We start from the raw sequence: 12,371 nt of genomic DNA on the forward strand, positions 1-12,371 counted from the left end.
ACCTACGGCTGAGACGGGCCGTCCTCCGACCGGCGCCGGTCGTGGCGGCCCCGGGCCACGGCCAGCGCGAGGGCGTACACCCCGAGGACGGCGGCGAGCAGCAGGTAGTGCACGGCCGGCAGGCCCGTCATCCGCAGGGTGGCGCCCAGCGGGGTGAGCGGGATCAGCAGTCCGGCGGCGGCCAGGGCCGCGGCCGACCGGCCGACGGGGCCGGGGCGGCGGCGCCCGGCCACCCGGCGGCCGGTGCGCAGCAGGACCATCACCAGGGCCTGGGTGAGCAGGTTCTCGGTGAACCAGGCCGAGTGGAACAGCACCCGGTCGGCCGGCGCGGCGTCGCCGTGCGGGGCGAGCGCGAGCACGGCGAAGGTCGCGAGGTCCGCCACCGCGTTGAGCAGCCCGAACCCGGTGATGAAGCGCAGGAGGGCGGGCGGCCGCAGCCGGGTCGGCCGGCGCAGCACCGCGCGGTCGGGGCGGTCGTGGGCGAAGGCCAGCTGGGCCGCGTCGAAGCACAGGTTCTGCGCGAGGACCTGTGAGGGGAGCATCGGCAGGAAGGGCAGCAGCAGTCCCGCGGCGAGCATGGCGAGGACGTTGCCGAGGTTGGAGGAGAGCGTGACGCGCAGGTAGGAGGCGATGTTGGCGCTGCTGTGCCGCCCCGCGACGACCGCGTGCCCGATCGCGGTGAGGTCCTTGCGGCCGAGCACCACGTCCGCGCTCTCCCGGGCCACGCCCACCGCCTCGCGCGGGGCCAGCCCCACGTCGGCGGCGTGCAGCGCGGGCACGTCGTTGACGCCGTCGCCGAGGAAGCCGACGGTGTGCCCGGCTTCGCGCAGTCCGCTGACGATGCGCGCCTTGTCCTCGGGGGTGCAGCGGGCGACGACCCGTACGCCCCCGGACCCGCCCGAGCCCGCTCTGGACGCCGTCTCCACCTCCCCCACGTCAAGGCCCAGATCGCGGCAGACCCGGGCGGCGGTGGCCGGGTGGTCGCCGGTGAGGACGTGCACGGTGACGCCGAGCGCGGCCAGTTCACGCAGGGCCTCGGCGGCGCCGGGGGCGAGTTCGTCGCGGAAGCCGACCAGGCCCCGGAAGGTGAGCCCGCGCGCGTCGGCCGCGCGGTAGGGCCGTACGGCGGCCGGGCGCTCGGCGGTCGCGACGGCGAGCACCCGGAGTCCGGCCTCCGCCTGGCCCGCGGCGAGCCCGAGCAGCCGCCGGTGTTCGTCCTCGGGCAGCGCGCAGCGGTCGAGTACGTCCTCCACCGCGCCCTTGGTGATCAGCACATGGCATCCGAGACCGTCGCCCGCGACGACCGCCGTCGCCACCCGGTGCGCCGGGTCGAAGGGCAGCGCGGCGACGCCGTCGTACTCCTCGCCGACGGGTCCGGCGGCGTTCAGCAGTGCCTCGTCGAGGGCGTCGGGGGCGGGCGGGTCGGCCAGTTGGAGGGTCCACCAGGCGCCGACGGCGGCCCAGCGCAGCACCTCGGGGTCGGTCCGGCCGTCAGGGCCGAGCGCGGCGGCGACGACGGGCCGGTTGCGGGTGAGGGTGCCGGTCTTGTCCACGCACAGCACGTCGACGGCGCCGAGGTCGTGCAGCGCGGGCAGGCGTCGTACGACCACCTGGTGGGTGCGGGCGAGCAGGGCGGCGGCCCGGGCCAGGCAGGTGGTGACGATCACCGGGAGCATCTCGGGGGTGAGCCCGACGGCGACCGCGACGGCGAACGGCAGGGTGGCCACACCCCGGCCGTGCAGCGCGGCGGCGGCCATGAGGACGAGGGGCGGGGTGAGCAGTACGAAGCGGACCAGCACCCAGGAGATGCCGTGCACGGACCGGTCGAAGGCGCTCGGCTCCCGCCGGGCCGGGGCCCGCTGGGCGGCGGCGAACCGGGTGCGCGGTCCGGTCTCCACCACGACGGCGGTGGCGCTGCCCGTGACCACCGCGCAGCCCTGGAAGCACAGTCGGGCGTCGGTGCCCTGCTCGGGCGGGTCGGCGGCGTGTTTGGGCACCGGCGCGGACTCGCCGGTCAGTACGTCCTCCCGCACGGTCAGTCCCCGCGCGCGCAACAGGGTCACGTCGGCGGGCACCAGGTCGCCGGGGCCGAGCCGTACGACGTCGCCGGGCACCAGGTCGGCGACCGGCACCTCGCGGGCCTGCGGTTCGGCCGCTCGGTCGGTGCGGCGGAGCACGGTGGCCGTGCCCGTGACGAGCCCGCGCAGCGCGGCCAGGGCGCGGTCGGCGCGGCGTTCACCGGTCACGCGCAGCGCGCAGCTGACGGCGACGAGGGCGAGGATGACGGCGGCGGTGCGCCAGGAGGCGACGCAGGCCGAGACCAGACCGAGGGTCAGCAGCAGGGCGGTGAAGGGGTCGCGCAGGGCGCGGACGCAGCGGCGCGGCCAGGAGGGTCCGGCGAGCGGCGCGGGGGTGTTCTCGCCGAGGGCGGCGAGCCGCGCGGCCGCCTCGGTGTCGGTCAGTCCGCGCGGGCCGGTCTCCAGGCGCCGCAGCAGCCCGAGTGCTGTGTCCGGCACGGGTTCACAGGCCGTGCAGCCGGCGTACGGGCGCGGCGGCCCCGTCCTGCGGCCGGGCGGTCAGGCCGACGAGGCGGTGGACGACGTCCACGAGGGCGGCCTGCTCGACGGTGTCCACGAAGTACACCTGGCGGCGGCCCTCGCGGCGGGAGCGGACGAGTCCGGCGAGCTTGAGCTTGGTGAGGTGCTGGCTGACGGCGGGCAGCGCGCCGCCGACCCGTTCGGCGAGCCCGGTGACGTCGCTCTCGCCCTGGGCGAGCGCCCACACGATGTGCAGCCTGGCCGGTGAGGCGAGCAGCCCGAAGGCGGCCGCCGCCTCCGCGAACACCTCCGGGGAGGGGTCCTGCCGGCCGGTGCCGGGCGCTGTCGCCACTGTGCTCGTCCTCCTCGGCGTGTCTCGGCCGTGTCCGTCGGTTCCGTCGTTTCCGGGGAGCCAGTGTAGGTCGCCGGAGCCGTCCGTCCGTGCCGGGCGGGACAGGCGGAACGCCCGGCGGCGGTGTGCGCGCCGGGCGTTCCGGGTCGTTCGGGACGGTCCTCGGGCCGAGGCGCCGTCAGCTGGACGTACTGTCAGTCAGGCGTGCCGTCAGCTCAGCCCCGCGGACTTCAGCCACGCCCGCGCCACGTCCAGCGGGTCCTTGTGCTGGTTCTGCACCTGGGTGTCCAGGTCGAGCAGCGTCGCCGTGTCCAGCTTGGCGGAGACGGCGTCGAGCGCGGCGGCCCCCTCCTCGGTGAGCGCGCCCTTGCGGACGAGCGGCTGGACGTTCTCGAAGCCGAAGAGGTTCTCGGGGTCCTTCAGGACGACGAACTTCTCCTTGGCGATGATCGGGTCGGTGCTGAAGATGTCCGCGACCTGCACGTCGTTCTTCTTGAGCGCCGTCTGGGTGAGCGGGCCGCCCGCGTCCAGCGCCTTGAAGGACTTGAACTCGAGGCCGTACACGTCCTTCAGTCCGACGAGTCCCTGGTGGCGGGTCTGGAACTCCGGGGAGGCGCCGATCACGAGATCCTTCGCCACGCCCTTGAGGTCGGCGATGGAGGACTGGTCGGTCAGCTTGAGCTTGTCCGCGGTGGCCGCGTTGACCGTGACCGAGTCCTTGTCCTCGGCCGCCGACGGCTTGAGCAGGGTCAGCCCGGGGTCGAGCTTGGCCTCGATCGCCTTCGTCGTCTCCTCGGCCGTCTTCGGGGTGGCCTTGGGGTCGAGGTAGGCGAGCAGGGCGCCGTTGTACTCGGGCAGGACGGAGATGTCGCCGCTCTTGAGGACGCGGTACGTGGTCTCGCGGCTGCCGATGTTGGGCTTGTAGGAGACCTTGACACCCTTGGCCTTGAGGGCCTCGCCGTAGATGTCGGCGAGCAGGATGCTCTCGGCGAAGTTGTTGGAGCCGACCACGACGGTGCCCGCGGAGGGCTTGTCGCCGCCGGTCAGCGGGTTGTCGTCGGAGCCCTTGTCGGATGAGCCACAGCCCGCCAGCAGCGCCGTCGCCGCCACGAGCGCGGCCGCCGCCGCGGCTCGGTTTCTCCGGGTGGGCCCGCTGATGCGGTTGTCGGTAGTCACCCGTCGATCCAAGCCAGCGTGCTCCGGGCAGGTCAAGTGCGCCATGGTCACCAATTGGCTTCGATTGATGGGGAGTTGTGTGCTTCGGTGCTGGATTCCCGGCATGGTTCAGCTGCTCCTTCGTACGCCGGGCGAGACCACCAGGCGGGAGAGGGCCCAGAAGAGGACGAGGGTGGCGAGGGCCATTCCGGCGACCAGGGAGGCGCCGCCGACGACCTTCTCGTAGTCCTTCTGGTAGAGCCCGTCGATGATGTACCGGCCCAGTCCGCCGAAGCTGACGTAGGCCGCGATGGTGGCGGTGGAGACGATCTGGACGGCGGCCGTGCGCAGTCCGCCGAGGATCACCGGGAGCGCGACGGGCAGTTCCACCTGGAAGAGGATGCGCGTCTCGGTCAGCCCCATGCCGCGCGCGGCGTCCACCGGGGAGGGGTCCACGGAGCGGATCGCCTCGTAGGCGGTGACCAGGATCGGCGGTACGGCGAGGACGACCAGCGGGATCATCACGGGTAGCACGCCGAAGCCGAGCCAGAAGAACATGAGCACGAGCAGGCCGAAACTGGGCAGTGCCCGCGCGGCGGTGGCGACCAGGGCGATGGCGTTGCCGCCGCGTCCCAGGTGACCGGTGATCAGGCCGACGGGCAGCGCGATCAGGGCGGCGATGACGAGCGCTTCGAGCGAGTAGCCGAGGTGTTCGAGGAGCCGGGTGGGGATGCCGTCGTAGCCGTGCCAGTGGGCGTTGTCCTCGAAGAAGGCGCGGGCGAAATCGAGTACGTTCACCGGGCGGCGCCCTTCTCCGGCATCCAGGGGGTCAGCAGTGTGCGCAGCGCGACGAGGGCCGCGTCGACGAGGGTCGCCAACACCGCTGTGGTGATCACGGAGTTCACGGCAAGGGCGGGCCGGTGGTAGATGTTCGCGTCGTTGAGCATGTTGCCGAGGGCGCCCTGGTTGCCGATGAGCATGCCGACGCTGACCAGCGAGATGCTGGAGACGCAGGCGACCCGGAGGCCGGCCATGATCGCGGGTACGGCGATGGGCAACTGCACCTGGAGATAACGCCGCACGGGCCCGAGCCCCATCGCCTCGGCGGCGGCCAGGGTCTCCGGGGGCACCGAGCGGACGCCGTCCACGATGGCCGGGACGAGCACCACGAGGCTGTAGACGGCGAGCGGGATCATCACCGTCATCTCGCTCTGGCCGGTGTAGTCGATGAGGACGACGAAGAAGGCGAGCGAGGGTATCGCGTACAGGACCGTGGTGACGCCGAGCACCGGTGGGTACAACCAGCGGAATCTGACGCAGAGTTGGGCGACGGGCAGCGAGGCGAGGAGTCCGGCGAGCACTGGTAGCAGGGCCTCGCGCAGATGCAGTCCGATGAGTCCGGCGTAGCTGTGCTGGAGGTCGCTGGGGAGGTCGAAGAAGCCGTTCATCCCGCGGCCTTCGCGTCCGTGCGGTGCTCGTCCGTGCGGTGCTCGTCGTGCGCGGCGCGGATGGCCTCGCCGACGGCCTGCTGGGAGACCACGCCGACGGCACGCCCGTCACCGTCCACGGCCACCGCCCAGCCGGTCGGGGAGAGTACGGCGCCGTCGAGCGCGGTACGCAGCGAGTCGGTGCCGGGCCGGAACGGCCGCCCGAACGACAGCAGTTGGCCCTTGTCGATGCTTCCGGCGACGAGCCGCTCCGGCTCGGCCCAGCCGAGGGGGCGGCCGTCGGCGTCGGTCACGAGGAGGTAGGGCGCGGTGGCGGCCCCGGAGATCCGCTCGGCGTCCGCGTCGATGGGCACGACGGGCGCGGTCTCCAGCTCCAGTTCCCCGGAGGCGAAGAAGGAGAGCCTGCGGATGCCCCGGTCGGCGCCGAGGAAGTCCTCGACGAACGGGTCGGCGGGCTCGCTCAACAGCTCTGCGGGCGGCGCGAATTGGGCGAGGTGGCCCCCGGTGCGCAGTACGGCGACCATCGTGCCGAGCTTCACGGCCTCGTCGATGTCATGGGTGACGAAGACGATCGTCTTGCCCAACTCGTCCTGGATGCGCAACAGTTCGTCCTGGAGCCCCTTGCGCACCACCGGGTCGACGGCGGAGAAGGGCTCGTCCATGAGCAGCACCGGCGGATCGGCGGCGAGCGCCCGCGCCACGCCGACACGCTGCTGCTGGCCGCCGGACAGCTGGTACGGGTAGCGCCGGGCGAGCGCGGTGTCGAGCCCGACCCGCTCCATCAACTCGGCGGCCTGCTCCCGCGCCACGCGTTTGCTCGTCCCCAACAGGCGGGGGACGGTCGCGATGTTGTCGATGATGGTGCGGTGCTGGAAGAGGCCCGCGTTCTGGATGACGTAACCCATCGACCGCCGCAGCGAGTTGACGGGCCGGTCTCTGATGTCCTCCCCGTCGAGGAGGATGCGGCCCTCGCTGGGCTCCACCATCCGGTTGATCATCCGCAGCGTCGTGGTCTTGCCACACCCGGAGGGTCCGACGAGCACAGTGATCGCACGGTCCGGGATGTCGAGCGAGAGCCGGTCGACGGCCACCGTCCCGTCCGGATACCGCTTGCTGACTGAATCTATCCGTATCAAAACGCCGCGCGCCCTTCGGTTTCGGCAGGAGCCTGGGACCGTGCCGGCCGGGTCTGGACGGCGGATGTTTCCGGTACCTGGTGCATGAACGGGCTTCCCCTACCCGGAGATCACCAGGCCATTCCCGCCATTTTCAGCCGGATGCGCGGGGGCACGCGGAGTGGAGGTGACCGACACGCCACCGGCCCCCGTCCGCGCGGGCGGACGGGGGCCGGTGGTGGGCGGTCGGCGGTCGCTCTACGACTCGGTGGGCTCCAGGCGCAGCGAGATGCTGTTGATGCAGTACCGCTGGTCCGTGGGGGTCGGGTAGCCCTCGCCCTCGAAGACATGGCCGAGGTGGGAGCCGCAGCGGGAGCAGCGGACCTCGGTGCGGAGCATGCCGTGGGAGCGGTCCTCGATCAGCTCGACCGCGTCGGTGTCCTTCGGGTCGTAGAAGGACGGCCAGCCGCAGTGCGAGGCGAACTTGGTGCCGGAGGTGAACAGCTCCGCGCCGCAGGCACGGCAGGAGTAGACGCCCTGGGTCTTGGTGTCGGTGTACTCACCGGTGAAGGCCGGTTCGGTGCCCGCCTGGCGCAGTACGGCGTACTCCGCCGGGCTCAGCTCCGCCCGCCACTGCTCGTCCGGCTTCTCGACGTCGTACGACATGAGACTCAGCCCCTTACTTCCGCGACAGGCGGTCCAGGATCAGCGGGCCCAGGTCGGTGACATCACCCGCGCCCATGGTGAGAACGAGATCGCCCCGCTCCGCCATTCCCGCGACGACCTCGGGGATCTCCGCCTTGTCGTGCACAGCGGTGACGTCGGCGCCCGCGACGCGCGCGGCCTCGATGATCAGCTCGCTGGTGACACCGGGGATCGGGTCCTCGCGGGCCGGGTAGATGTCGAGCACCACGGAGGCGTCGGCCAGCGCGAGGGCCTGGCCCATCTCCTTGCCCAGCTCCTGGGTGCGGGAGAACAGGTGGGGCTGGAAGACGACGAGGATGCGGCGCGAGTCCCCGGCGGCGGCGCGCATGGCCTCCAGGTCGGCGGTCATCTCGGTCGGGTGGTGGGCGTAGGAGTCGATCACCTGGACGCCCGCCTCCTCGCCCTTGAGCTGGAGGCGCCGCTTGACGCCGGTGTACGCGGCGAGGGCGGTGGCCAGCTCGTCGGCGGGCAGGCCCAGGGCGACGCCCGCGGCGAGCGCGGCGACGGCGTTGAGCGCGTAGTGGCGGCCGGGGACGGAGACGGCGAAGGTCAGCTCGCGGCCGTCCAGCACGACGGTGACCCGGCTCTTCAGCCCCTCGGGGACGATCTTCAGGACCCGTACGTCGGCGTCGTCGGCCTCGCCGTACGTCACCGTCTGCACACCGGTCACCCGGCGGGTCAGCTCGCGGGCGCCCTCGTGGTCGGCGGAGATCACCAGCGTGCCGCCGGGGACGATCTTCCCGGCGAAGGTCTCGAAGGACTCGTAGATCTCGTCCATCGAGGCGTAGTTGGCGTGGTGGTCCAGCTCGACGTTGAGGACGATGGCGACCTCGGGGGCGTACTTGTGGAAGCTGCGGTCCGATTCGTCCGCCTCGGCCACGAAGATCTCGCCCTCGCCGTGCAGGGCGTTGGAGCCGGGGGCGTCCAGGTCGCCGCCGATGGCGTACGACGGCTGCGCGCCCAGCTCGGTCAACGAGACGGCGAGCATGGAGGTGGTGGTGGTCTTGCCGTGCGTACCGGCGACGGCGATCGGCCGCAGGCCGCCCATCAGCGCGGCGAGCGCGTCGGAACGGTGCACCACGGGGATGCCCAGCTCGGCGGCGCGCACCAGCTCGGGGTTGTCCTGCCGGATCGCGGACGACACGACGACACAGCTGGCGTCGTCGGCGAGGTGCGCGGCGTCGTGCCCGATGTGCACGGTCGCGCCCAGCGTCCGCAGCGCTTCCGCCGTCGCGGACTCCTTGGCGTCACTGCCCGCCACCTTCGCCCCGCGCTGCGCCAGAATCTTCGCGATCCCCGACATCCCGGCGCCGCCGATGCCGATGAAGTGCGGTCGGTCCATGGCGATAGGAAGGCCGGGTGCCATGCGATGTTCTCCCAGAGGACGATGAGCCAGAGCGCCCCTAGCCTATGCGCTCCGCACGGGGGCGCTCCGCAACGGGCGGGGTGGTGGGCGGCCTGGCTGCTCCAGGAGGGGCAACGTCCCGGGGGCGGGACCGACGCGTCGCGCCCGCCTGCGCGGTGGCACGGTGTGCGACGGGGCCCGGGCCGACCGCTCCGCGAGAGGCAATGGCTCGGGGGCTCCGCGCGGGACCGACGCCTCGGGGGCGGGGCTGACGCATCACGCCCACCTACGGGCGGGACGGCACGCGCCGAAGACCCGACACACACCACTCCCGGCAGCCGCCCGCACGGCCCGCGCCGGAGGCGACACCGCACCCCCGCCCCGAGCCGCCGCAGGCACCCGGCACCCGGCACCACAACACCCCGCCGAACCCGGCGGAGCGCTCACGCCTTGCTGTGCGAGAACAGCTTCAGCACCGGCACCCCCACCTTGTGCCGCGCCCGGGACGCCCAGTCGCGGTGGAAGAACTCCTCGACGTAGTGAGGGTCGGTGAGGACGATGACCTCGTCGGCGTGGACCTCTTCGACCAGAGACTTGAGGGCGTCGAGGGGGTGGTTCTCGACCAGGCGGCCCTCGGCCTGGCTGCCGGCGGCGCGCAGCGCGCGGACGGAGACGTCGAGCGCCTGCTCCCCCACGTCGCGCGCGTCCGCGCCCTCGGGCGTCTCGCGCTCGTGGACGGCCTCGTCGATCTCGCCGAGCGCGATGTCGTCGATGGCCCGCAGCAAACGGTCCGCCTGATCGCCGCGCGGCTGGAGCAGCACATGGAAGAAGACCGGCTCATCCCCGTGCAGGGTGGTGACGAACTCGACGTCGGCCGACGTCAGGGCCTTCTCGATCATCAGAACGCTTGTGAACACCAGGCGCCTCTTCTCCTTCGAGGATCTGCCGACCCTCTGTCCACCGTGGGCCCGAAAGGGCCTGCGGAAACCATCCTGCCCCGTGATCGCACGGGTAGTGCCGCACTAAGTGTGCCCGCCGGAAGCTAAACGGAACGGTAGATTCCGCTGTTTCAGCGCCGCCGTTTTCAGGGTCGGCGGTAACGCCCGAACAGAAATCCGTCCTCCTCCAGCAAGGACACCAGCCCGAACCGGTGCGGGACCGCGACCGACGGACCCCCCGCGATGCGCTGCGCGTCCCCCGCCGCGAGCATCGGCGCGAGCGTCAGGCACATCTCGTCCAGCACGTCCGCCGCCACCAGCTGGCCGAGCAGCCGCGGCCCGCCCTCGGTGAGCTGCCGGGTGTAGCCGAGCCCGGCGAGCGCCTGCACGGCGCGGGCGGGCTCGACACGGCGCCCCTCGCCCGCGACGACCACCCGCGCCCCCGCCCGCTCGGCGGCGCGCACCCGGTCGGCGGGCGCGTCGGCGCCGGTGAGCAGCACCGTCGGCACCAGGGGCGAGGTGAACAGCGGCAGCGAGAAGTCGAGGTCGAGAGCGGCGGTGACGATCGCGATCGCCGGTGCCGGACCCTGCCCCGCCGCCTCCCGCGCGGCGGCGAACTCGGCCCGCGCGCGGGCGGGCCGGTACCCCTCCTGCCGTACCGTCTCCGCACCCACCAGCACCACGTCCGCGAGCGCCCGCAGCGTGCCGAAGATCCGCATGTCGGCGGGGCAGGAGATGGGGTGGGAGTGCCCGTCGTGCTGGGCGGCGCCGTCGAGCGTGGAGACCATGTTCGCCCGCAGGTACGGGCGGGGCGCGGCGGGGTCCGGCGCCGGATAGGCATACGCCGCGGCCAGCTCCGCGAGCGGCCACTCACCACCGGAGCCCGCAGGCGCCGCGCCGCCCTCGTCAGGGGCCTGGGCTGCTGTTTCGTGGGTCACAGGGAACAGGCGTCGCATTCGTGCAGTCTGACATGACGCTTAGCATGGGTAATCGTGTCGTCCTCCACCACCGCCTCCGGTTCCGGCAAGCTGACCGGCGCGGCCCCGCTGTCCCTGTGCGCGCGCGAGCCGCATGTCCCCGCCGACCGCCTGGTCGCGGAGATGGTGCCGCCGCCCCGCTTCGACTCGGTGCGCTTCGCCACGTACATCCCGGACCCGAACCAGCCCAGCCAGACGGACGCCGTCCATGTGCTGGAGACCTTCGCGACCGGGCTCGGCGGTGTGCACGCCTCCACCGCCAAGCGCGGCTTCCTCGGCTTCGGCCGGGCCAAGGCCCCCAAGACCCCGGCGGGACCGCGCGGGGTGTACCTCGACGGCGGCTACGGCGTCGGCAAGACCCACCTCCTCGCCTCCCTCTGGCACGCCACCCCCGCCGAGCCCTCCCGCAAGGCGTTCGGCACCTTCGTGGAGCTGACCAACCTGGTCGGCGCCCTCGGCTTCCAGCAGACGGTGCGGACGCTGTCCGGCCACGCCCTACTGTGCATCGACGAGTTCGAGCTCGACGACCCGGGCGACACCGTGCTGGTCTCCAGCCTGCTCGGCAAGCTGGTCGAATCGGGCGTGGCACTCGCCGCCACCTCCAACACGCTGCCCGGCAAGCTCGGCGAGGGCCGCTTCGCGGCGGCCGACTTCCTGCGCGAGATCCAGGGTCTGTCCGCCCACTTCCGCGCCCTGCGCATCGACGGCGAGGACTACCGCCACCGGGGTCTGCCCGAGGCGCCCGCGCCGTTCACCGACGAGCAGGTCACCCGGACGGCGCAGCGCACCGAGGGTGCTTCGCTGGACGCCTTCCCGCAGCTCCTCGACCACCTGGCCAAGGTGCACCCGAGCCGCTACGGCGCGCTGACCGACGGCCTGCGCGCGGTGTGCCTGACGGATGTGCAGCCCATACCCGACCAGTCGACCGCGCTGCGTCTCGTCGTCCTGGCCGACCGGCTCTACGACCGCGAGGTCCCGGTCCTGGCCTCGGGTCTGCCCTTCGACCGGCTGTTCAGCGAGGAGATGCTGAAGGGCGGCTACCGCAAGAAGTACTTCCGCGCGATCTCCCGTCTCACCGCGCTCGCCCGCGACGCGAAGGGTCTGGTCGCCGACCCGACCGACTGACAACTCAACATATTCACAGCTCAGCGGACTGACAGATCGTCCGACTGACATCCGATCACCAAAAGAGCGGGTCAGGGGCCGGTTCCGGCCACCCGACCCGCTCTTTTCACGCTCTTTTGCGCGTGTAACCCGCCGTTAACCCTGCAAAGCCCCTCGCCGGGTTAACGTATTTCTTGACCATCCATTGACCAACGTTTGGTGCGTGCGAGAGACGCGGGTTTCCGCAGGGGGGTGCGCATGTCCCGGTGTACGAAGGCCCGTTCCGTCCTCGCTCTGCTCGCCGCCGCGCTGCTCGCCCTCCAGCTCTTCGCACCCACGGGAACCTTCGCACCCGCGCATACGCTCGGTGAGACCCAGGCCAACGACGCCCCCGGCATCGCGCTCGCCCTGCAGCCCGCGGCGGCGGCCGACGGGGAGACGATCCATGAACCCGGCCGCTCCCGGGCACCCCACAGCGCCCCGCACACCCGCGACAAGCGGCGCGGCGCGGCATCCGGGGACGGTCCCGAGCGCCCCCTCATCATCCGGCGAGCGGCCGTCCCGGCGCCGCCCGTGGCCGGTTCCCCGCACCCCCGTGTCCCGAGATCCTCCGGAGTCCGTTCACCGGCAGTGCTTCAGGTCTTCCGCTGCTGAGAGCGGGCTCGCCTCCCCCCACGTACGTCGTGCAAGACCGA

At 72.5% G+C, this 12,371-nt stretch carries 12 protein-coding genes; 2 read left to right on the forward strand and 10 right to left on the reverse strand.

What is annotated here, in order from left to right:
• Positions 1–2: 2 nt before the first annotated feature.
• From AB0E91_RS03465 to AB0E91_RS03510, 10 genes are all read right to left on the reverse strand, one after another.
• Positions 3–2,516, reverse strand: a complete 2,514-nt coding sequence (locus AB0E91_RS03465) for an HAD-IC family P-type ATPase (RefSeq protein ID WP_361774450.1) — start codon at positions 2,514–2,516, stop codon at positions 3–5.
• Positions 2,517–2,520: 4 nt separating this feature from the next.
• Complete coding sequence (locus AB0E91_RS03470) at positions 2,521–2,889, reverse strand: metalloregulator ArsR/SmtB family transcription factor (RefSeq protein WP_361774452.1); 369 nt, start codon at positions 2,887–2,889, stop codon at positions 2,521–2,523.
• Between the two features lie 210 nt (positions 2,890–3,099).
• Positions 3,100–4,065, reverse strand: a complete 966-nt coding sequence (locus AB0E91_RS03475) for an ABC transporter substrate-binding protein (RefSeq protein WP_361774455.1) — start codon at positions 4,063–4,065, stop codon at positions 3,100–3,102.
• Positions 4,066–4,173: 108 nt separating this feature from the next.
• Complete coding sequence (locus tag AB0E91_RS03480) at positions 4,174–4,842, reverse strand: ABC transporter permease (RefSeq protein ID WP_361774458.1); 669 nt, start codon at positions 4,840–4,842, stop codon at positions 4,174–4,176.
• Complete coding sequence (locus tag AB0E91_RS03485) at positions 4,839–5,492, reverse strand: ABC transporter permease subunit (RefSeq protein WP_361774461.1); 654 nt, start codon at positions 5,490–5,492, stop codon at positions 4,839–4,841. Before AB0E91_RS03485 ends, AB0E91_RS03480 begins: the two co-directional genes overlap by 4 nt.
• Positions 5,489–6,628, reverse strand: a complete 1,140-nt coding sequence (locus AB0E91_RS03490) for an ABC transporter ATP-binding protein (protein ID WP_361774464.1) — start codon at positions 6,626–6,628, stop codon at positions 5,489–5,491. The genes AB0E91_RS03485 and AB0E91_RS03490 overlap by 4 nt, the downstream gene beginning before the upstream one ends.
• Positions 6,629–6,865: 237 nt before the next feature.
• A complete protein-coding gene (msrB, locus tag AB0E91_RS03495; protein ID WP_361774467.1) occupies positions 6,866–7,273 on the reverse strand; it encodes a peptide-methionine (R)-S-oxide reductase MsrB in 408 nt (135 codons plus the stop codon).
• 13 nt (positions 7,274–7,286) lie between these two features.
• The gene (murC, locus tag AB0E91_RS03500; protein ID WP_361774470.1) at positions 7,287–8,678 is read right to left on the reverse strand and encodes a UDP-N-acetylmuramate--L-alanine ligase; all 1,392 of its coding nucleotides are present in this window, start codon (positions 8,676–8,678) and stop codon (positions 7,287–7,289) included.
• Positions 8,679–9,100: 422 nt separating this feature from the next.
• The gene (locus AB0E91_RS03505) at positions 9,101–9,574 is read right to left on the reverse strand and encodes an indole-3-glycerol phosphate synthase (RefSeq protein ID WP_161180799.1); all 474 of its coding nucleotides are present in this window, start codon (positions 9,572–9,574) and stop codon (positions 9,101–9,103) included.
• A gap of 167 nt (positions 9,575–9,741) precedes the next feature.
• Positions 9,742–10,551 (reverse strand): pyrimidine reductase family protein, encoded by an 810-nt coding sequence (locus tag AB0E91_RS03510; protein ID WP_361774475.1) that lies wholly within the window; start codon positions 10,549–10,551, stop codon positions 9,742–9,744.
• A 36-nt stretch (positions 10,552–10,587) separates the two neighbouring features.
• Between AB0E91_RS03510 and zapE the strand changes: the two genes are divergently transcribed.
• Both zapE and AB0E91_RS03520 read left to right on the forward strand, forming a co-directional pair.
• Positions 10,588–11,697 (forward strand): cell division protein ZapE, encoded by a 1,110-nt coding sequence (gene zapE, locus AB0E91_RS03515; RefSeq protein ID WP_361774478.1) that lies wholly within the window; start codon positions 10,588–10,590, stop codon positions 11,695–11,697.
• A gap of 237 nt (positions 11,698–11,934) precedes the next feature.
• Positions 11,935–12,330 (forward strand): hypothetical protein, encoded by a 396-nt coding sequence (locus AB0E91_RS03520; protein WP_361774481.1) that lies wholly within the window; start codon positions 11,935–11,937, stop codon positions 12,328–12,330.
• The last annotated feature ends 41 nt before the right edge of the window (positions 12,331–12,371 follow it).

The sequence above is a fragment of the Streptomyces sp. NPDC026659 genome (assembly GCF_040638245.1).
Lineage (GTDB): Bacteria > Actinomycetota > Actinomycetes > Streptomycetales > Streptomycetaceae > Streptomyces.